The following is a 21,672-nucleotide window of genomic DNA, read 5'->3' as shown; positions in this document are numbered from 1 at the left end:
GGGAATATACGTAGTTCATCCCTGGTATATTCGACGTGCGCCTCGCCTTTTCGGTATTCCCGCTCCATCGCGAGGGGGATTTTAGTGACGTGACGCGATGTGGCGATATGGGCTGGCGACCGGTACCGTCACGGTTCGTCCGTCGGTGCGGAGCCGCCCGGCAGATGATCGAGGATCTGGCTGACATCGTTGGCATCGGGCAGGCCGAGACCGGTGAAGAGCTCGTGCGCCTTGCCGAGCTGGACACGGGCGGTGTCGATGCCGCCGCGATCGGCCTCGGCCCGGCCCAGGACCATCAACGCGTAGGCGTGGTCCCGTACGGCTCCGATCTGTTCGCACCGGGCCACGGCCTCGGTGGCGTACCGCACCGCCTCGTCGTACCGCCCTGTCCTGCGGAGGGTTTCGGCGAGCCGGTACAGGGCGTGGGCCTCACGCCCCCGGATGCCGGCGGACCGGCAGACCGCGAGGCACTCGGTGTAGCGGGCGATGGCGTCGTCGAACCGCTCGTGTTCGTGCAGCGCCAGAGCCAGCACGTACAACGCGTAGGCGATCCCCGGGAGGTCGCCCATGGAACGCAGGGTCACCAGCGTCGTCTCGCAGGCCGGGATCGCCTCGGCGGCCCGGCCGCTGCGCACGCGGGCGAGCGCCGCGTTGATGGTGGTCGCCGCCTCGCCGGACCTGTGGCCGAGGACACGGGCGAGTGCGATCGCCTCGTCGAAGCACTCCACCGCCTCGTCGTATCGATGCAGAAACATGACCGCCACACCGAGGTTGTTGAGCGCCTGCCGGAGGATGACCGTGTCCTTCGTGTTCCTCGACGCCGTGACGGCCAGGCGCGCGTGCTCCTCGGTGTCGGACGGGCGGGCGGCCTGCAGGGCGATGCTGCAGCACAGCAACTGTGCCCGGCCCAGAACCCGTTGGTCGCCCCTTAGCTCGGCCTCCCGCGCGAGCTCCAGTGCGGCGGACCGCAGCCCCTCGAACCGGACGTCGGCGCAGAAGGGGCTGACCGCGATGAGCAGGTCGACGGCGGTCCGCAACTGGCCGTCGTAGGGCTCCGTCCGCCGTCCGACGGTGTGCAGCGCGGCCGCCGTCACCAGTCCGATCTCGCCGGTGATCCAGGAACGCGCCGTGTGGACGTCGCCGAAGTGCAGCCCCTGGGACCGCAGCGGGCCGAGGGAGTTCGCCACCGGGTCTCCGGGCACGGCCTGCGCGAAGGCGTTGCACGCGGTGGCCAGCAGGTAGTCGAGCAGTCTGCCGAAGGCCTGCCGGGTGTCGTCCTGGTGTTCCGGCTCCGCGCACTGGGCGAAGGCGCGGAGCAGGTCGTGGTAGCGGTAGCGGCCCGGTTCGGGGGACTCCAGCATGGCGGCGTCCACCAGGGCTTCCAGCAGTTCCTCCGCCGTCTCCTCGTCCGTCGCGAGTGCGGCCGCGGCCACCGGCAGACCGAAGTCCAGGGCCCCCGGGACGGCGAGCAGCCGGAAGGCGCGGGCCTGCTCGGGCGGCAGTTGCCGGTAGCCGAGTTCGAAGACCGCGTGGATCGACACGTCACCCACGCGCAGTTCCTCGATGCGTCGCTGCTCGTTGGCGAGCCGGGCGGTCAGTGTCGCGATGGCCCACCGCGGCCGGGACGCCAGCCTGGTGGCCACGATCCGGATGGCCAGCGGCAGGAATCCGCACAGCCGGAGCAGTTCGAGCGCCTGTTCCCGTTCCGCGTCGAGCCGTTCGTGCCCGATGACCGCGCCGAGCAGCGAGAGGGCCTCCTCGGGCCTGAAGGTGTCTATGCTGAGCTGTTTGGTGACCGGCAGACCGAAGAGGCGGGACCTGCCGGTGATGATGACTCCGCAGCCGACCGATCCGGGCATCAGGTCCAGGACCTGCGACGCGTCACGTGCGTTGTCCAGGACGATCAGCACCCTGTGGCCGTCCAGCATCGAACGGAAGAGTTTGCAACGGTCTTCGAGGGTCTCTGGTACGGCCTCGGCGGCGACGCCCAGCGACAGCAGGAACCCCGTCAGGACGCCGGCGGGCTCGGCGGGGTTGTCGTCCGCTCCACGCAGATCGGCGTAGAGCTGCCCGTCCGGGTAGGCGTGCCGTACGCCGTGGGCCGTGAACAAGGCCAGTGAGGTCTTCCCGCTGCCGCCCATCCCGGCTATCGCCACGACGGTCGGTGCTCGCCGTCCGGGCGTCGTCAGCAGGGTGTGCATGTCGCTGACGGCGTCGGTGCGGCCGGCGAAGTCGGGAAGCAGCGGCGGAAGCTGTGCCGGAACGGGCAGCGGTTCCCGGTCCCGGGCGGCCGCGGGGAGGGGCTCGGCCGGCTTCGGTTCGTTGGGCACCGCGGGTTCCTCGACGGCCGCTATGGAGAGGGCCGGATCGTTCTCCAGGACCTGCCGGTAGACGGCGGTCAGCTCAGGCCCGGGATCGATGCCCTGCTCCTCCAGCAGCAGCTTTCTGACACCGCTGAACACCGCGAGCGCGTCGGCCTGTCTGCCCGCCCCGTAGAGCGCGCGCATCAACAGGCCGTACGGACGCTCGCGCAGGGGGTGTATGGCCGTGAGGTCCGCCAGGTCGGGAATGACCTGGCGATGGCGGCCGAGGGCCAGGTCGACGTCGAAACGTTCCTCCAGCAGAGCGATGCGTAATTCCTCGAGCCGGTCACGCTGCCGCATGGCGAAGGGGCCGGGCACTCCGGCCAGAGTCTCTCCCTGCCACAGGTCGAGTGCGCGGACCAGCCTGTCGCTCGCCCCCTCCAGCCGGCCCGAGGCACGTGCCTGCGCCGCCTCACGAGTGAGCGTTTCGGCCTGCCCCACGTCGAGCGAGGACGGGGGGACGACCAGGCGGTAGCCGTCGCCGACCGACACGAGCACGCTCGGCGTGGAGCGGTCCGGTTCCAGGAGTCTGCGCAACTGCCAGGCGTAGGTGCGGATCGTGGTGGTGGCCTTGCTGGGGGGCGTGGGACCCCACAACGCGTCCACCAGCTGTGTCTTCGACGCGGTGTGCCCCGGTCGCAGGAGCAGGACCGCCAGCATGGCCCGGAGCTGGGGCGGACCGAGGTGCAGTTCCGCGTCGCCCCGGTATGCACGAACCGCCCCGAGAACGGCGAAGAGCAGTTCTTCCGTCACCTCGCCAAGGCCCTCCTTGCCCGACCACTCCGAACGCCGTCGTCACCACCATGGTCACGAACTCACCGTGGGGATCGGCTCACGCTTGGATCGATCACCTGTGCGCTGAAGTGGCCAGCCGACCGCCGTCGGCTGGCAACCAGCCTATCAGTCGCGTCGATTCATCCTCGAAAATGTGTATACAACGTGAGGCCGCCCGGATTGCGGGGCAGGGGAGACCGGCTCCGGGGAACACATGAGCGGGTGCCCGTACGGGCACCCGCTCATGAACCGTCAGTGGTCGGCCGGACCTCTCAGACCAGTGACTCCCAGTCGACGATGCCCTCCGCGAGGTCGCGCACTCCGGCGAGCAGGCCCAGCCTGTTGGCCCGGACTGCGGGGTCCTCGGACATCACCAGGACGTCGTCGAAGAAGATGTTCACCGCGTCGACCAGCTCGCCCGTCTCCGCGTTGAAGCGGACGAGCGAGGTCTCCCCGTCGAGGACCTGCCGGCACTTGACCAGGGCGGCGTGCAGAGCCTGCTCGGCGGGCTCATGGAGCTGCTCCGGGTCGTACACCGCCTCCAGCCCGGCCGGCACGATGCGCCGTACCCGCTGGAACGCCGCGAGAACGGTGGCGAACCGGTCGTCACCCTGCAGGCCTTCCAGCTCCTCCAGAGTCCGCGTGGCCAGCCGCGGCGAGTCGCCGCGCACCAGCACCGCGCGGACGTCGGTGGTGGAGTGCCCCAGCTCGATCAGCTGTTGCTCGAAGCGGCGCAGCACGAACTGGGCCGCGTCCTCCAGATGCTTCTGCTCGACCGTGACGGCCTGGTGCTCCGCCGCGACGGCCAGCGCCTGGCCGAGCCTGATCGCGGCCAGGTCGCTCCTGCTGAGGAGGATGTTGACCACGCCCAGCGCGGAGCGGCGCAGCCCGAACGCGTCCGAGCTGCCCGTGGGTTCGGCCCCGATCGCGAAGAGTCCGACCAGCAGATCGAGCCGGTCCGCCAGGGCCAGCAGGGCCCCCGGCAGGGTTTCGGGCAACGCGTCGCCGGCGAAACGCGGCAGTTCGTTCTCGTAGAGGGCCTGCGCCACCGCCTGGCTCTCGCCCGCGCGCACGGCGTATTCGCGCGCCATGATGCCCGCGAGGCTGGACAGTTCGGTGACCATCTGGGAGCCGAGGTCGAACTTGGTCAGGGCCGCGGCCCGTTCCAGGACGTCGTGGTCCGTGCCGGACAGGCCGATGACCTTCGCCAGCCGGCGGGCGATGGCCGAGATGCGGTCGGCGCGGTCCGCCATGGAGCCGAGACGCTCCTCGAACGTGAGGAGGTGCGTCTTCTCTCTCATCTCGCTCAGCGGGGTCTCCAGATCCGCCTTCCAGAAGAAGGAGGCGTCCTCGTACCGGGCGCGCAGCACCGCCTCGTTGCCGTGGCGGACGACGTCGTGGTCGCACGTTCCGTTGGCCACCGCGACGAAGTGGGGCAGCATGCTGTTGTCGGCGTCCACCACGGGAAGGTAGCGCTGGTGCTTGCGCATCACGGTGACGAGGATGTCCGCGGGCAGCGTGAGGTACTTCGGGTCGAAGTTCCCGAGGATCGGGGTGGGGGACTCGACCAGGTTGGTGATCTCGTCGATCAGGGCGCTGTACTGCTCCGTCTGGATGTGTCCGCCCACGGCCTCGGCGAGTCGCGCCGCGCCGTCCACCACGAGGCGCCGCCGCTCCGCGGCGTCCGCGAGGATTCCGTGCTCCTTCAGAAAGGGCAGGTACCCGTCGGCCGTCGGCACCTCCGCCGTGGGAGGCACCGCGTCACGGTGAACCTGCGTCGTACGTCCCGACGTCAGGCTGGACACCGTGAAAGGGACGACCCGCTCTCCCAGCAGAGCCATGATCCAGCGGATCGGACGGGTGAAGGAGAGCCGCGGAGCGTTCCACCGCATGTTCTTCTCGGAGCGAAGTCCGGTCACGACCTCCGAGAGGAGAGCGGAGAGGACGTCCTCTGCCGAGCGCCCGACGACCTGCCGGGTGAGCGCGACATGCTCGTTGGCCCCGACGGTGACGCGACCGAGGTCCGCCGGTTCGGCGCCGTTGCTCCTGGCGAAGCCGATGGCCGCCTTGGTGGGGTTTCCCTCCGCGTCGAACGCCGCCGAGACCCGGGGCCCGCGCACGGTCTGTTCGTAGTCGGCCTCGCGGGGTTCCACGCCGAGGACGGTGGCCACCACGCGTCGGGGGCTGGCGTCGACCCTGATCTCACCGTGTCCCAGCCGGGTTGCGCCCAGTTTCTCCGTCAACGCGGTGCGCACCGCCTGCGAGGTCCGGGTGACCTCGGCCGGCGGCATCTCCTCCACGCCGATCTCGACCACGAGGGTGGCCGGCCCCGGTTCGGCCGGCGGGGTCACCGTGCCCTGCTCGGCCCCGACGGGTTCCGCGGCCGCCGCCGGGCCCGGAGCCTCGCTCACCGCGGTGTCGGCCGGGGCGGAGTCGCTGCTCGACACGCGGCCCAGGGGGAAACCGAGTTCCTCGCGCCGCGCGACCCACAACTCGGCGACCTCGTGGGCCAACCCGCGCATCCGGGCGAAGGAACGTGCCCGCTCCGTGGTGGAGATGGCGCCCCGCGCGTCGAGCACGTTGAACGCGTGCGAGCACTTGAGGACGAAGGAGTACGCGGGAACGGGAAGGCGCGCGTCGAGCATGCGGCGCGCCTCGCCCGCGTAGGCCTCGAAAAGGCTCCGCTGGGTCTCCAGGTCGGCCTCGTCGAGGTAGTAGCGGCTCATCTCGTACTCGGCCTGGCCGAACGCCTCGCCGTAGGTGACACCCGGCGCGTACTTGAGGTCCTTGAAGTGATTGACGCCCTGAAGCGCCATCAGGATGCGTTCCATGCCGTAGGTGATCTCGACGGACACCGGGTCGAGGGTGATGCCGCCTGCCTGCTGAAAGTATGTGAACTGGGTGATCTCCAGACCATCGAGCCATACTTCCCAGCCGAGCCCCCAGGCGCCCAGCGCCGGGGACGCCCAGTTGTCCTCGACGAAGCGAATGTCATGTGCGGCCGTGTCGATGCCCAATGCCTGCAGACTGCCCAGGAAAAGCTCCTGCGCGTTTCCGGGCTCGGGCTTGAGGATTACCTGGTACTGCGTGTGGGTCTGCAGCCGATTCGGGTTCTCGCCGTAACGTGAGTCGTCGGGCCGGACGCTCGGTTCCACGTATGCGACACGCCACGGCTCCGGTCCCTGGACCCGCAGGAACGTAGCGGGGTTGAGCGTGCCCGCACCCACCTCGGTGTTCATGGGCTGAACGACCAGACACCCGTGTTCGGTCCAGTACTTGTTCAGCACCAGCAGTGCTTCTTGCATCGTCAACACCGAGATCATTCCTCCACGAATACGGCACATGCTCAGAGCATCTCCCGGCTGAGGCTCAGGAGACCATGGCCTGCGGGAGTCTACCAATCAGGGCGTTTCCGCTCGGCATCGCCGGGGAGCCAACGGGCGCCACGTCCGGGCCAATTGCGACCGGCCGAGCGGGCCGGCCGGCGTTCCCCCCAGTGGCCGAGACCTGTCGGCGGCCGTCGCCACGGCCCCGTCACCTCCGGCCGCGTCCCGCGGCCGGAGGTGCGCGTGCCCGGCGCCCGAACGGGGCGGGGAACTCGAAGATCTAGGGAATCCACTAGTCTTTCCGGGCCGCCGTTCTTCCAGTCGATTTTCATGCGACCATGAGTGTGGACGTTTATGCGGAACCTTTCCCTTCCTGCCCAGCCTATTCAGTTCATAGTGTCGGGGGACGGGAAATCGAGGCTTGACTGATCGAATGTTGCTCTCTACGGTTCAGTCGTTCGGTCATCCGGACGTGAAGTGAACGCATTACATCCCCTGTGCTTCCTCTCGCCAGGTGGTTCGGTGCCTGTACTGGATTTCGTCCGGGCATCGCTTCTCGGTGATTTCTTGGTGTGGCTCGACACAGTTCTCTGGTTACAGAATCCGATCCACGGATGCGAAGAAGCCCCTGCGAAAGAGAGAAGTCATGGAAAACTTCGACGACATCGACATTTCCGACCTGTCGGAAGAGGAGCTGGACGACATCGTCGGCGGCCAGTTCGGGATTTCCCTCACCTGCGTCATCTGACGATCTGAAGTCCGCGGTCCGTCCGCCGAGGGGGCCTGCGCTTCTTCGGCGGACGGGCCGACGGCTCACGTCCGGACGTCCTGTTGCGGGCAGACAGGCCAGTGACTCACAACGGGAAGGGACTCATGCCTGGCGATTCGCGTTTCAACGCCGAGGCGCTCGAACACCATCGCAGGAGCGATGGCCTTGGACCGGTCTTCGGTCACGCTCCTGCCGTGACCCGGCCCAAGGGAGCAGCCGAGCGGATCACGGCGGTCCGCGAGCGGTTCAGACGACGCACACGCGGAGCGCGGCTGCAGGTCTGCTTCCAAACCCAGGTCAGCGACTGCGGTCCCGCCGCTCTCGTGACCGTGCTGCGCCACCACGGCGTGGACGTGTCCCTCGACGAGATCCGCGCGCGTGCGGGTTCCGGACGCAATGGCGCATCGGCCCGCACCCTCCTGGAGATCGCCCGCGAATACGGCGTCAAGGGCCGCGGCGTACGCGTCGGCACGGAAGCCCTGGCGCGGCTGTCCCCCGGTTCGATCCTGTTCTGGAACTTCAACCACTTCGTCGTCCTGGAGGGAGCCGGCAAAGACCATGTGGATGTCGTCGACCCTGTCCATGGACGCCGCAGGCTCACCATGGCAACGGTCGCCGAGTCCTTCACGGGCGTGGCCCTGGAGTTCGAGCAGCCGCTCGAAGCCGGCTCCGGCCGGCGCCGACGCGGCAGTGAACTCCCCGGCCCCTGGTACCGCTTGCGGCAGTTTCTGCCGCACGGCCGGGAACTGGCGCTGATCCTCGCCTCCTCCGCCGGACTCATGGCCTTCGAACTCGCCCTGCCGCTCACCGCCGGATTCCTGGTCGAACGCGTCCTCGGCAACCGGTCCACCGGCGGAGCGTGGACGGCCTGCGCCATCCTGGCCGGTCTGGTCGTCCTCTATTTCTCCCTGTCAGTGGCGCGATCGTTTCTGGTCACCAGGCGCCAGGCCGTCATCGAGAAACGGCTCACCCTGGGCATCGTCGGGCATATGGCGGACCTGCCCTACGACTTCTTCACCGTGCGCAACTCCGGTGATCTCGCGCTACGGGTCCGCACCAGCAACGTGCTCGTCCAGGTCCTGAGCCTCACCGCGGTCTCGGCCCTCTTCGACAGCCTGCTCATCGTCGTCTATCTGATCGCCATTGCCGTCGCGAACCCGCTCCTGTCGCTTCTCGTCACCGTGCTGGTCGTCGTGCAGACCGCCATCCTCGTGCTGACCTGGCGCCGGCAGACCGGACTGAGCCAAGAAGTCCTCGATCGCCAGACCAAGGCCCAGGAGGAACTGGTGGAGATGCTGGAGAGCATCACCACCCTCAAGGCCGCCGGCATGGACGGCCGGGCGGTGGAGCGCTGGTCGCACACCTTGGTCCATGAGGTCAACAAGCGTCTGAGCGCCCGCCGCAACCTCGCCCTGTTCGCGTCCCTCAGCCGCACGCTGCAGTTCGCCGCGCCCCTGATCGTGCTGGTCGCCGGAATCTGGCTGGTCCTGAGCCACCGCTACTCGCTCGGCGAGGCCATGGGCTTCATGACACTGACGATCGCCCTGTTCATCCCGCTGGAAGGCCTCTTCGACGCCGGCTCCCAGCTGGCCGCGGTCCGGCCCACCCTCGCCAAACTCGACGACGTCCTGCGAGCGGCCCCCGAACCGCGGGGCGCCTTCGCCGGGACCGGCGTGGCCAGACCTGGCCGGATCAAGGCCGAAGCGGTCGGCTTCCGCTATCCGGGAGCTCCGCGGCCCACCCTCGACGGCGTCAGTTTCGAACTCGAACCAGGGCAGTTCATGGCCGTCATCGGCCGTTCGGGCTCCGGGAAGTCCACCCTCGGAATGCTGCTGGCCGGACTGTACACACCCACCGGCGGCACCCTGACCGTCGACGGCACCGACCTGGCCGAACTCGACCGGCCCACCTACCGGCGGCGCATCGGCTACGTCAACCAGAACGCGCACCTCTTCGGCGGCACCATCCGGGACAACATCCTCTTCGGCGGCGATGACATCAGCAAGTCGGATCTGATCACGGCGGTCGGGCTGGCGCACATCCACGAGGAGATCGAAGCCATGCCCATGGGGTACAACACCCTCGTCGCCCCCGGCGGCCACGGGCTGTCGGGCGGACAACGCCAGCGGATCGTGCTGGCCCGGGCGCTGGCGAAGAAGCCCGAACTGGTCATCCTGGACGAGGCGACCAGCGCCCTCGACCCGGCTCTCGAGGAATCCATCATGCGGGGGCTGCTGGACGCGGGAATCACCGTCGTCGTCATAGCCCACCGCCTGACGGTGATGGACGAGGCGGACCAGATCGTCGTCATGCGCGACGGACGCATCGTCGAGGCGGGTTCCCCCGCCGTCCTCAAGGAGAGCGGAACGGAGTACCTGTGCCTCGCCTGACGGCCTCACGGGTGCGTACCCCGTTCCCCCTGACCCACGAGCAGGAGTGGTTCCACACCAAGACCCTCTCCAGCGGCTGGTCCCACAAGAACACTCAGCTCGCGTTCGAGATCCTGGGCGGCCTCGACACGGACGCCCTCGCCGCGGCCGTACGCGCCTTCGTGGTCCGGCACGACGCCCTGCACCTCCAGATGGATCCGGTGCCGGGCCCGCACCCGTTGCAGTGGACCCGGGGCATCGAGGCCGAGGAGGAAGTCGTCCGACGGGTGAAGGTGAAGGCCGACTCGCCCGCACAGTTCTCCCACTACGCCTCGGTCCTGCTGTCCCGCGACTGCGTCACCCCGTGGTCGTACGGCACACAACGGCCGTTCGTCATCAGGCTGCTGCGCTACGACGAGAACCACCACGCGCTGCTGGCCACCTTCCAGAACCTCGTCTTCGACGGCCGGGCCCATCACCTCTTCGGGCATGAGGTCTGGCGCGACTACCAGACCCTGCGCGACGGCGGGTCCCCGCCGGACACCGCCCCCTCGTTCGCCGACGCGGCGGTCCGGCAGCGGGAGCGGACGAGCGAGCGGCTGCGCGAGCAGGCGCAGGCGAACTGGCGGGAACGCCTGGCCTTCATGACCCGCGTTTCCTGGCCCCGGACCGGCCCCGCCGAGGCCGACACCGCGGAAGGAGGCATGGTGAGCGCGGAACTGCCGGCTGCGACGGTCACGGCGCTGCGTGGTCTGTGCGCCGAGTTCCGCTTCACCGTCCTGCAGTCGGCGGTCGGGTTGTTCGTCACCGCACTGGCCACTCGAACCGGCATGTCCGAAGTGGGACTGTGGACCTCGATGGACTCGCGTGCGTCCCGGGACATGGACGTGGTGGGCATGTTCGCCGGCTCCTGCCCGCTGACCTTGCGCGACGCCGGCGCCGACGCCTTCTCCGTGCGGACACAGGTGCGTGATCAACTGCTCAACGGGCTCCGGCACCAGAGGCTCGACGCCGAGGACCTCACCGCGCTGACCCGGGAGGCGGAGGAGACCGGCGGCGCACCCGTCAGCCGCGACATCTACGTCAACCTGCGCCGGTTCGAAGGGAACTCCGCGGTCGCGGACGACGTCGGCGGTCTGCGCATCACGGCTGACGCCTACCCGCTGCACAGGATCACCTTTCATGACACCTTCGCACTTCACCTCCGGTGCACCGAGTTCCGCGACCGCCTGTGCGTCGACCTCCTCTACGACGGGCACCGGGCCGACCGCCGGCTGGCACGGTCGGTCCTGGACGACATGCTCGCCGGCCTGGCGGCCACCGTGCCCGCCGGATGACCGGGCAGGAGCCGTGAGGGCCGTCCGCCTCCCCGCCGTACCCGATTCCGACCCACGCCCCCCAGCAGAGAAGGCGCCATGTCCGACACGCCGATCGACGAGGTACTGACCGCCGTGAGCGAGGTGTTCGGCAGGCCGGTCGTGCCCGAGGACGATTTCTTCGCCCTCGGCGGCGACTCCATCACTGCGGTCGAACTGAGCCTCCGTCTGGAGGAGAGCCTGGGCGTCGAGGTCGATGTCGAACTGGTCGTCAGCCTCCCCGACCTCGCGGCACTCGCCGCCGCGCTCGCGCAGCCCTCTCCCGCCTCGTCGACAGCCAAGCACTGAGGAATCATGAAGCCTTATCTCTGGGACCCCTGGGCCACCGCGCGGACCCACCCGGACCGCGTGGCCGTGATCGCCGACGGCGAGCAGAACACCTACGGCGATCTCACCGGCCGCGCGGACGCCCTGGCCCGGGGGCTGCGCGCCCACGGGATCCCGGACGGCGCGGTCGTGTCGACCGACATTCCCACCGGACCGGCCTTCTTCGCGCTGGCCCTGGCCGCGCTGCGACACGGCTTCGGTCTCTTCCCCATCGACCGTGAGCTGCTCGGGATTCCCATGGGACCATCCCTGCTCGCTTCGGTGTCCACCGCCGTACACATCAGTGCGCGGCCCTGGGCCGACGGACCCGCCCTGCCCTGCCCGGTCGTGACCGACACGCAGCTGACGGCCCGGACGGACGGCCCCGCCACGCCCGCGACGCCGCCGGCCGCGGGCCGCCTCGTGTTCGCCACCTCCGGTACCACCGGACTGCCGCAGGCCGTGGCGCGGACACGTCCACGCAGGCCGTACCGCGGGGTCGCGGTCGTCGAACGCTACGGCGCCGGAGTCGGCCGGGGCCCGCACCTGATGGCCAACCCCACCTACCACTTGGGCACTCTCGGCCCCGCCCTGTACGCGCTGCAGGCGGGCAGCACGGTCGTCGTCCAGCAAAGCTGGTCCTGCGACGCCTTCACGGAACTGGCGGACCGTCACCGTGCGGACAGCGCCATGCTCAGCCCCGACCGCCTGACCGACCTCGTCGAGGCCGGCGCGGCACCGAGCCACCCCTTCCAGGTCGTCTTCCACGGCGGAGCCGCCTGCCCACCCGGGGTCAAGCGCGCGGCCATCGACCTGTTCGGGCCGGTCCTGCACGAGTACTACGGCACGTCCCACGGTGTCATCACCGAGATCACCACGGCGGAGTGGCTGGCCAGGCCCGGATCCGTCGGACGGCCCCTGCCGGGGATCCGCGTCGAGATCTCGCGGGAGGGCCGGCCCGTGCCCGCGGGCGAGACCGGGGACATAGACATCCGGCTGCGGGCGGCCGACCGGGATCCGACCGACACCGGCGTGCTGAAGACCGGGGACGTGGGCCATCTCGACGACGAGGGATATCTGTTCGTCCTCGGCCGGGCCGAGAGCCCGCGGGAGATACGGATGGCGCGACTGGAGCACGACATCCGGTTGCTGCCCGGAGTCACCGACGCCGCCGCCCTCGACGGCGCCGGCGACCGACCGGTGTGCTTCGTGGAACACGGTCACGGTGCCGACTTCCAGGACCCGGTGCCTGCCATCGAGGCCACGGCGGAAGAACTGGACCTGCCCTGTCCGCGCGTCGTGCTCGCGGTTTCGGGCTCCCTGCCCCGTACGCCCAGCGGCAAGCTGAGGCGGGCCGATCTCGGCGTCCAGGCCCGGAGCGCTCCGCGTGGCCCCCGGTAGCGGAGGACCGGCCCACGACTCCGTCACAGCCACCGGATGGCTCCGGCACCACGCCCGGCAGCGGCCGGAAGCCATCGCCCTGACCAGCTGGGACGAAGGGGAGATCCGGCGGCGTACGACCTTCGGGGAACTGGACCGGCTGGTGGACACCGTCGCCCGCGCGCTGCGGGGCCTGGACGCCGAACCCGGACAACGGGTGGTCCTGGTGCTGCCGAACGACGAGACGTTCGCCGCCGTCCTGCTGGCCGTGATCGGCACCGGACTCGTCGCGGTTCCCGCCCCGGGCCCGCGCACGATGCGCGCGGAGGCGTTCGAGCAGCGACTGCGTGCCATCGTTCGGGACTGCTGCCCGGCTCTCGTGATCACCACGGAAGCGTGGCGGGACACGGTGCGCCCCGCGCTGGAGGACTCCGCCACGCGGGTCAGGATCCGCACCTGGGAGGAGCTGCCGGCGGTCGCCGCCGCCGTGCCGGAGCGCGGCGGCGCGCCCGACGTACGGGTGAGCCCGCGAACACCCGCCTTTCTCCAGTACACCTCCGGATCGACCGGCTCTCCCAAGGGCGTCGTCATCGATCACCGTGCCCTGCGGTCGAGTTGCCGCCAGGCGGCCGTCTGCTACCGCGAGAGCCCGGCCGACGTCGCCGTGACATGGGTGCCGCTCAGCCACGACATGGGTCTGATCACCGGAATCCTCAGGCCGCTGTTCAGCGGATACGAGTCCGTGCTCCTGCCGACCGAGCGCTTCGCCCGCCGTCCGGCGGAATGGCTCTCCGCTCTCACCGTCTGTCGCGGCACGCTGTCCAGCGCTCCCGACTTCGCGTACGACCTGTGCGCGCGCAAGACCACCGACGACGAGATGGCCACCCTGGACCTGCGTGCCTGGCGGGTCGCGCGCAGCGCGGGTGAGGTGGTCCGCACCGCCACCGCCGAGCGGTTCGCCGCCCGGTTCGCGGCAGCGGGGTTCCGGGCCGAGGTCCTGTGTCCCTCGTACGGGATGGCGGAGGCGACCCTCACGGTCACCGCCACCACCCCCGAACTCCCGTCGCTCCGCCTCGCCGTCAGCACCGAAGCACTGCGTGCGGGCCGCGCGGTCCGCGCCGCGCGGGGAACCCCCTCCACCACCCTGCTCTCCTCGGGCGTCCCGCTGCCGGGAACCCGGGTACGCATCGGCGACGGCCGCCAGGACCCGCACCGCGTGGGAGAGATCCACATCCGGGGCCCGCAACTCTTCAGCGGCTACTGGCGCAAGCCGGTCCGGCGATCCCGTTGGCATCCCACCAGGGACCTCGGGTTCCTCGACGGCGGCCAGCTGTTCGTCCTCGGACGGACGGACGACGTACTCGTGCACCGCGGCCGCAACTTCCACCCGGCGGACATCGCCGCGGCCTGTGCCGCCGTACCGGGCCTCAGACCGGGGCGGTGCGCCGCCTTCACCGTCGAGGACGAGGCGGCCGGCGAACTCCTGTGCCTGGTGTCGGAAGTGACCGGCGGCTCCGGCGCACCGTCCCCTGCGCAGGTGGCCGCCCAGGTACGGCGCCGGCTCGCCCAGGTCCTCGACCTGTACGTCTCCGAGGTCGCCCTGCTGCCCGCCGGCGGCCTTCCCGTGACGACCAGCGGCAAGGTGCGGATCTCCGAGACGAAACAGCGCTTCGAGCGGGGCGACCTGCCCGTTCTCCGGCCCCACGTGCCCCGGCGCACATCGTCCGAGCACAGAGAGGAACGCACGACATGACCATTGCGCACTCCACGACACTGTCCCGGTGGGTCGGCGACCCGGCGGCCTTCGCCGCCGACCACTGGCGCCGCCGTCCCGGTGTCTTCACTCCCGACGGCTCCCTCGTCAGTCCCTTCACGCCGGCCGACGTGGACGACGCCCTCGCCAGCGGCTTCCTGCACGAGCCCTACCTGGAGATGACCGGCGCCGAGGGTCCCCTGCCCACCGACACCTACTTCTCGGCACGTTCGGTCCGAGGCGTCTCCCACCCGGGGTTCGCCGACCAGAAGAAGATACGGGGACTGATCGAGCAGGGCGCGACCCTGCTCATGCACCGGGTCGACCAGTGGCACCGCCCCACCCGCGATCTGCTAGGCCGCCTCTCGGCCGAACTCCAGCGGCCGGTGGAGGCGTTCTGCTTCGTCACCCCGCCCGGCGCCCAGGGAGCTCCACTGCATCGCGACGACGCCGATGTGCTCGTTCTCCAACTGGCCGGCAGCAAGGACTGGCGTGTCTACGAGGGACCGGCGAACGGTGAATGGCGCGAGGGGAGTGTGGAAGGGGAGAAGCCGGCGGAGGTGCTGCGCGCCACCGTGCACGCCGGGGACGTCCTGTACATCCCACGCGCCTTCGCCCACGAGGCAGTCGGCAGCGGCGGCCTGTCCGTGCACCTGTCACTGACGATCCGTGAGGTCCACAAGGGCGATCTGTTCCGCAGCCTCCAGAAGCTCACGGCCAGGGCGATGAACGTCGAAGCGCGTCCCCTGGACGACGAAGCCGTCCTCGCCGCCGCCACCGCCATGCTCGAGCACGTGAGCAAGGCACTGGCCGGTCTGACCCCTCAGGACCTGGTGGACCACGCGAGGCGGACCAGGCTTGCCGCCCTGCCCGATCCCGGTGCACCGGTCTCGCTCGGTGACCTGGCCGCCGGATACGCCGATCCGCGGTGATCCCGCGCGTCCCGACGCCGGAGGCCGCACCGGTCGCCACCGGGCGTCCGGAGCCGTGCTGACACCGGGCACCGGTCCGAGGACCCCGGCCGGCCCGTCGTCGTAGCGGCCCGGGGACCGGACGGTCCGCCGGCGCCCGGTGCCGCTCCGCTCGCTGCACCCGGGTGCGGGCGGCGCCCGCACTCATCGATTCCGCACTGATCGTGCGCTGATCGCCGTGAGCCAGTATGGCCGTAACCGAACAGGTCGGGCGCGTGCAGCGCTCCATGCCCAGCGGCGCCTACGACAGGTCTGCCCTGCCAGTCGCCGTCGATCGGGCCGGCAGGGTGCAGTCGAAAGCCACAGGAGCACGAATGGGTCATTCTGCGCTGACAACGGACAGAGAGGTCTTGGTTTTTCTCGACCGCCAGCACCAGATGCAGTACGGGAGTCCGGAATTCTTCCGACAGTTCGGCGGGTCGGGCGAGGAACTGTATGGAAAGCCGTTTCGCTACCTCATAGAATCGGACCTCCGCGAGGCTCTCGACCGCGACCTGAACCAGCTGCTCGTCGGAGACCGGGACCAGTTCAGTCACCGCATAGCACTGCGGCGACGGTCTGCCACACCGCTCAGGGCCGTGCTCACGGCGACAGCCCTGTGGGGTAGTTCGCCGAACAGGGCCGTGGTCATACAGCTCTTCCACCCCACGGACCCCGCCGGGCCGAAGACCGTCAGCGAGAGTCTGGTCATCGGTGAGATGGCGGCGAAAATCCTCGAAGGAACCGCGGCAGGACTGACATCAGAATTCCTGGCCTCACGTTTATTCATCAGCCCCAAGACCGTCGATTACCACATCTCGCGCATGCTCCGGCAGTTCGGCACACCGAATCGGGTGGCGCTGATCGCGCTCGCCTACTCGACGGGAATACTGCGAATCAATTCGTGGCCGCCCCGGGTCGCCGATGAGTTCATAAAATAGGAATCCGGATGAGTCTATGCCCTGCCCCTCGTCTGACACGCGGCCCGTCATCAGGACGCGTCGCCATTTCCCCGGATGGTCCTTGTTTCTCGTAAGGGGGTAGGAGTGGAGCTCATGCGCAGAGCGTGGCAGGGCGGCGGAACGTCCCGTTCGGACGCCGACCCGGACGCGGGGGTCGAGACCGGCCCCACTCAGCTGAATCTCTTAGGGCCGCTCGAGATCCTCGTGTCCGGTGTCACCGTGTCCCCGGGAGGAGCGAAGCCGCAGATCCTCTTCGCCTACCTGTGTCTCCATGCCAACCGGCACGTCTCGGTCGACAACATCATCGAGGCCGTCTGGGGAGAGGCACCACCCTCGAGCGCCAAGAAGAACATCCAACTGTACGTGAGCCGCCTGCGCCGGCAGTTCGCCTACGCGACCGGCGTCCGTCTGATCACGACCAGCGACGGGTACCAGCTCACGGCCGAGTCCGATCAGGTCGACCTGGAGCGGTGCCAGCAACTGTGGCAGCTCGGCCAGGAAAGCCTCCACAACGGTGCGACCAAGGAGGCCGGCAGGCTGCTGCGCGAGGCGATCCGGCTGTGGCGGGGCAAGCCTCTGAGCGGCCTCACCCACACTCTGGTCATGCAGGCCGAGGCGGCCAGGCTGGAACAGTTCCGGCTCGGACTGCTGATGAAGTACTTCCAGGCGCAGCTCGCGGACGGTCAGCACTTCGAGATAATTCCCGAACTCCTCGCCACGGTCGCTGATCATCCGCACCAGGAACGACTGCGCGCGGATCTCATGATGGCCCTGTGGCGGTCCGGCCAACGCCACGCCGCGCTGGCCACCTATCGCGAGGCGTACCAGCTGCTCGCCGACGACCTGGGAATCTTCCCCGGACGGCAGTTGCATGCGCTGCACCAGGCGATCCTGGCCGACGACGCGGACATCATGGATGGCCTGACGACGGACCGGAGCGTCGCTCCATGACGTCGTTCACGGCCCGCGGGAAGGCGCTCCCGTCGCGGAGGCGGCCGTCGCGGCATTGGGCACAGCAGCCACCGATTCACCGCCCGACCTGCACATTGATCACCCGTTGATCACGGCCTGCCAGCATGGCCAATCGCTGCGGGCCCGGTGGCACGCGGCGCAGAACTCACCAGAACGGATACATAAAGTGAAGCGATGCAAATCCGGCGTTCCGCTGCGTCAGTCCCTGCTTGCCGCCGTCCTGGCGCTGCCGTTCATCCTGGCCGCCGTCATCGTCGGTTCCCCCGTCGGCGGAGTGGCGAACCACCAGTCGTCCGGCACGGTGAACCACCACTACCGGGCCGAGTGCCTGGAGAAGTGGAACGGCACGGGGTCGAGCTACCACGGGCCCTCCTCGTGACCGGCCGGCGACGGGCGGTCGACGCCGGCGATCGCCAGGGGTGACCGTCGGCCGGGGGCGGCGTGACGCAGCCGGGGGCGGGGCGCGGACTCACCCCAGGGGTGTGCGGCGACCACCGCATCCTCACAACCGTGGCACCACGTTCACAGCCGCCGCGTCCACCGGGCCGGACCCCCGATGACCGCCGGCCGGGACCGGACCCGTCCGCACGCCACGTGACGCCCCCGGCGTGGCCCGATTCCGCGCTGCCGATCCGCCGCACTCACCCGTGGACCCCTTGCTCACCTGGGCCTGCGGCGACCCGTCGCATCCGCCCTGCGGCTCCGCGGTCCGGGTGGGACACCGCGCCGCACGCGGCACACCGAGCGGCGGGAGTGCCGGCACGAACATGTGTCCATGCGGAGGACGTGTACCCGTTTCCCGAGGGCTCCGGAGGTACCGCACCGGCCGTGGAGAGAGGGGGAAGAGGCCCTGGGCCGGAACCGGTCATGTGTCATCTCGTGAGAGATGAGAGAGTCGGGCGGGTGAGCGAGAAACCAGCAAACACCCTGCAATACCGCTTTGACGGGCCAGAAGACGCTCCTGTCCTGATTCTGGGCCCCTCGCTGGGAACCACCTGGCACATGTGGGACCGGCAGATACCGGAGCTGTCCAAGAACTGGCGGATCTTCCGGTTCGACCTGCCGGGCCACGGCGGCGCCCCCGCCTACCCGGCGGGTTCCGTCACCGAACTCGCGGGGCGGCTGCTCGCCACCCTCGACGGGCTCGGCGTGCAGCGCTTCGGTTACGCGGGCTGCGCGTTCAGCGGGGCCATCGGCATCGAGCTGGCCCTGCGTCACCCGGAGCGGATCGCCTCGCTCGCCGTGATCGCCGCCTCGCCCCGCTTCGGTTCGGCCGACGAGTTCCGGCAGCGCGGGGTGATCGTGCGAAGCAACGGGCTCGACCCGATCGCGCGATCCTCGCCCGAGCGCTGGTTCACGACCGGCTTCGCCGCCGCGCAGCCCGCGATCACCGAGTGGGCCGTGCAGATGGTGCGCACCACCGACCCCGGCTGCTACATCGCCGCCTGCGAGGCGCTCGCCGCGTTCGACGTACGCGCCGAACTGGGCCGCATCGGCGTCCCCACCCTCGTCCTCGTCGGCTCCGACGACCAGGTCACAGGACCCGCCGAGGCCCGCACGCTGGTCGCCGGGATACCGGACGCCCGCCTCGCCGTCGTACCCGGCGCCTCGCACCTGGTCCCCGTGGAGCAGCCGGCCGCGGTCACCGACCTGCTGGTACGGCACTTCTCCACCGCCTGGCAGCCCGCCTACGACTCGACCACAGGCCAGATGGCCATCCCGGCGGCGCCGGTCAAGCCGGCGCTCGCGGCACCCCCGCCGGTCGGCCCCGTCGCCGAGATCGCCCCGGCCGTCGTACAGCCCGCGGGCCTGGGCAGGCCCGACCCCTACGACGCCGGGATCAAGGTGCGCCGCGAGGTGCTGGGCGACGCGCATGTGGACCGGGCGCTGGCCTTGGCGGACGAGTTCTCCGGGGACTTCCAGGAGTTCATCACGCGCTACGCGTGGGGCGAGATCTGGGACCGGCCGGGCCTCGACCGGCGTTCGCGCAGCTGTGTCACGCTCACCGCGCTGGTGGCGGGCGGTCACCTCGACGAGCTGGCCTTCCACACCCGCGCCGCTCTCCGTAACGGCCTCACCCCGGACGAGATCAAGGAGGTGCTCCTCCAGGCGGCCGTCTACTGCGGTGTCCCGGCCGCCAACAGCGCCTTCAAGGTGGCGCAGCAGGTCATCCGGGAGGAGACCACCCCCCAGGAGTGATCTTGAGCCTGGTAGTGGGAGCACCTGTCTCGGCAGCCCTCCCTGGCACCGGGAGGGGGAGGATGGACCCATGAAGCTCACGAAGAAGTCGCATGCCTGCATCCGTCTCGAGAAGGACGGGCGTGCGCTCGTCATCGACCCGGGGACCTTCACCGAGGAGGACGCGGCCATCGGCGCGGAAGCGATCCTGGTCACGCACGAGCACCTCGACCACTTCAACGAGGACCGGCTGCGGGCCGGCCTGGAGTCCAACCCGGCGGCCGAGATCTGGACCCTGAAGTCGGTCGCGGAGAAGATCTCCGCGGCCTTCCCGGGCCGTGTCCACACCGTCGGTCACGGCGACACGTTCAGCGCCGCGGGCTTCGACGTCCAGGTGCACGGCGAACTGCACGCCGTGATCCACCCGGACATCCCGCGTATCACGAACGTCGGCTATCTCATCGACGGCGGCCGCGTCTTCCACCCGGGCGACGCCCTCACCGTCCCCGAGCAGGCGGTCGAGACGCTGATGCTCCCGGTCATGGCCCCGTGGAACAAGATCGCCGAGGTCATCGACTACGTCCGCGAGGTGAAGCCGCAGCGCGCGTACGACATCCACGACGCGCTCCTGACGGACCTCGCGCGCCCGATCTACGACCACCAGATCGGCTCCCTGGGCGGCTCCGAGCACCTGCGGCTCACGCCGGGGGCGTCGGCGGAGGTCTGAGCACCCGCAGGCGGGGGCGCCGGGCGGGCGCGGAGACCCGTTGTCGTACCCGCCCGGTAGGTTGTGAGGCATGCGCATCGCGACCTGGAACGTGAACTCGATCACCGCTCGCCTCCCGAGGCTGCTGGCCTGGCTGGAGAGCAGCGGCACGGACGTGCTGTGCCTCCAGGAGGCCAAGGTCGCCGCCGAACAGTTCCCCGTCGACGAGCTGCGTGAGCTGGGCTACGAGGCGGCGGTGCACGCGACCGGGCGGTGGAACGGCGTGGCGGTGCTCTCCCGCGTCGGCCTGGAGGACGTGGTCAAGGGACTGCCCGGCGACCCCGGTTACGAGGGCGTCGAGGAGCCCCGGGCCGTCTCCGCGACCTGCGGCCCGCTCCGCGTCTGGTCGGTGTACGTGCCGAACGGACGCGAGGTGGACCACCCCCACTACGCCTACAAGATCCAGTGGTTCGAGGCCCTCAAGGCCGCGGTCGCGGGCGACGCGGCGGGCAGCCGCCCCTTCGCCGTGCTGGGTGACTACAACGTGGCGCCGACGGACGACGACGTCTGGGACATCTCCCTCTTCGAGGGGGCCACCCACGTCACCCCGGCCGAGCGGGCCGCCCTCGCAGCGCTGCGCGAGTCGGGCCTGTCGGACGTGGTCCCGCGGCCCCTGAAGTACGACCACCCGTTCACGTACTGGGACTACCGCCAGCTCGGCTTCCCCAAGAACCGAGGCATGCGCATCGACCTGGTCTACGGCAACGAGCCGTTCGCCAAGGCGGTCACCGACTCCTATGTGGACCGCGAGGAGCGCAAGGGCAAGGGCGCGTCGGACCACGCGCCCGTCGTGGTGGACCTCGACGTGTGAGTGCCCCGGGGCGCGCCTGTGGTGCGACCCGGAGTGTGAATGTCACGCTGGGCGTATGAACATCCCTTTCCTCGGCACCTGGCGCAAGAAGCACGGTCCCGCCTTCGGCGTCGCGGTGTTCTCCGACGGTGATCATGACTCCGAGGGCGTCGCCGAACTCCTCTCCGAGTGCGAGCTGCTGCGCTCGCAGGCACATCAGGCGGGCGTCGAACTCGACGACTCCGTCGCCTCGTTGGAAGCGCTGGACCAGCTGCTGCCGCGCTGGCGCGACGACGAGGAGAGCCTGCCGTGGCTCGGCAACGACGCGGGGCTCTATCTCGGCTCGGTCATCGTGCGCACGGTGCCCGGCGCCCGCTGGGAGGTCTGGCCCAACGGCCACCCGGCGGTGCGGCTGGCCTCCGGCCGGGAGATCGATGTCGTCGCCTCCGGTCACACCTGGGCGTCCAGCGGCGCCCCCGAACTCTCCCAGCTGTACGCCGAGGTGTCGGAGGGGTAGCCCGTCCCGCCGTGACGCCGCAAATCAGAAACTTCATAAATACGGCTAATGCCCGAAAAGTGCGTGTCGCGTATGGGGGGCCACCCTGCCCGGATAGTTTGCGGCTTCTGCGACACAGCTG

General features: G+C 69.8%; 15 protein-coding genes. 13 read left to right on the top strand and 2 right to left on the bottom strand.

Going from position 1 to position 21,672, the window contains the following annotated elements; genetic code table 11:
* Positions 1 to 128: 128 nt before the first annotated feature.
* Entirely contained in the window at positions 129 to 3,116 is a 2,988-nt protein-coding gene (locus ACFVWD_RS08800) for a BTAD domain-containing putative transcriptional regulator (RefSeq protein ID WP_389594608.1), read from the bottom strand.
* 293 nt (positions 3,117 to 3,409) lie between these two features.
* Positions 3,410 to 6,442 (bottom strand): glycine--tRNA ligase, encoded by a 3,033-nt coding sequence (locus ACFVWD_RS08795; protein WP_389594693.1) that lies wholly within the window; start codon positions 6,440 to 6,442, stop codon positions 3,410 to 3,412.
* Between the two features lie 984 nt (positions 6,443 to 7,426).
* Here ACFVWD_RS08795 and ACFVWD_RS08790 point away from each other — a divergent pair.
* The 13 genes from ACFVWD_RS08790 (at position 7,427) to ACFVWD_RS08730 (ending at position 21,551) form a co-directional block, all read left to right on the top strand.
* Positions 7,427 to 9,622, top strand: a complete 2,196-nt coding sequence (locus tag ACFVWD_RS08790; protein ID WP_389594607.1) for a peptidase domain-containing ABC transporter — start codon at positions 7,427 to 7,429, stop codon at positions 9,620 to 9,622.
* Positions 9,610 to 10,938, top strand: coding sequence for a condensation domain-containing protein (locus ACFVWD_RS08785; protein WP_389594606.1), 1,329 nt, complete (start codon positions 9,610 to 9,612; stop codon positions 10,936 to 10,938). The genes ACFVWD_RS08790 and ACFVWD_RS08785 overlap by 13 nt, the downstream gene beginning before the upstream one ends.
* A gap of 78 nt (positions 10,939 to 11,016) precedes the next feature.
* Entirely contained in the window at positions 11,017 to 11,265 is a 249-nt protein-coding gene (locus ACFVWD_RS08780) for an acyl carrier protein (protein WP_075029626.1), read from the top strand.
* A 6-nt stretch (positions 11,266 to 11,271) separates the two neighbouring features.
* Entirely contained in the window at positions 11,272 to 12,684 is a 1,413-nt protein-coding gene (locus ACFVWD_RS08775) for a class I adenylate-forming enzyme family protein (RefSeq protein ID WP_389594605.1), read from the top strand.
* A complete protein-coding gene (locus tag ACFVWD_RS08770) occupies positions 12,671 to 14,416 on the top strand; it encodes an AMP-binding protein (protein WP_389594604.1) in 1,746 nt (581 codons plus the stop codon). Before ACFVWD_RS08775 ends, ACFVWD_RS08770 begins: the two co-directional genes overlap by 14 nt.
* Positions 14,413 to 15,348, top strand: coding sequence for a JmjC domain-containing protein (locus tag ACFVWD_RS08765; protein WP_389594603.1), 936 nt, complete (start codon positions 14,413 to 14,415; stop codon positions 15,346 to 15,348). The genes ACFVWD_RS08770 and ACFVWD_RS08765 overlap by 4 nt, the downstream gene beginning before the upstream one ends.
* Before the next feature lie 227 nt (positions 15,349 to 15,575).
* Positions 15,576 to 16,307: a LuxR C-terminal-related transcriptional regulator gene (locus ACFVWD_RS08760; protein ID WP_389594602.1), complete on the top strand. Its 732-nt coding sequence runs from the start codon at positions 15,576 to 15,578 to the stop codon at positions 16,305 to 16,307.
* A gap of 114 nt (positions 16,308 to 16,421) precedes the next feature.
* Complete coding sequence (locus tag ACFVWD_RS08755; protein ID WP_389594601.1) at positions 16,422 to 17,279, top strand: BTAD domain-containing putative transcriptional regulator; 858 nt, start codon at positions 16,422 to 16,424, stop codon at positions 17,277 to 17,279.
* 187 nt (positions 17,280 to 17,466) lie between these two features.
* On the top strand, positions 17,467 to 17,679 hold the full coding sequence (locus tag ACFVWD_RS08750) for a hypothetical protein (RefSeq protein ID WP_389594600.1): 213 nt from the start codon (positions 17,467 to 17,469) through the stop codon (positions 17,677 to 17,679).
* 524 nt (positions 17,680 to 18,203) lie between these two features.
* The gene (gene pcaC, locus ACFVWD_RS08745) at positions 18,204 to 19,499 is read left to right on the top strand and encodes a 4-carboxymuconolactone decarboxylase (RefSeq protein ID WP_389594599.1); all 1,296 of its coding nucleotides are present in this window, start codon (positions 18,204 to 18,206) and stop codon (positions 19,497 to 19,499) included.
* 70 nt (positions 19,500 to 19,569) lie between these two features.
* Entirely contained in the window at positions 19,570 to 20,205 is a 636-nt protein-coding gene (locus ACFVWD_RS08740) for an MBL fold metallo-hydrolase (RefSeq protein WP_389594598.1), read from the top strand.
* Positions 20,206 to 20,275: 70 nt separating this feature from the next.
* Positions 20,276 to 21,055 (top strand): exodeoxyribonuclease III, encoded by a 780-nt coding sequence (locus ACFVWD_RS08735; RefSeq protein ID WP_143628782.1) that lies wholly within the window; start codon positions 20,276 to 20,278, stop codon positions 21,053 to 21,055.
* A 55-nt stretch (positions 21,056 to 21,110) separates the two neighbouring features.
* Entirely contained in the window at positions 21,111 to 21,551 is a 441-nt protein-coding gene (locus ACFVWD_RS08730) for a DUF6278 family protein (RefSeq protein WP_067362458.1), read from the top strand.
* Positions 21,552 to 21,672 lie beyond the last annotated feature (121 nt).

This window comes from Streptomyces sp. NPDC058086, assembly GCF_042885015.1.
Classification (GTDB): Bacteria; Actinomycetota; Actinomycetes; order Streptomycetales; family Streptomycetaceae; genus Streptomyces.
This window is presented reverse-complemented; position numbering and strand designations above follow the sequence as displayed.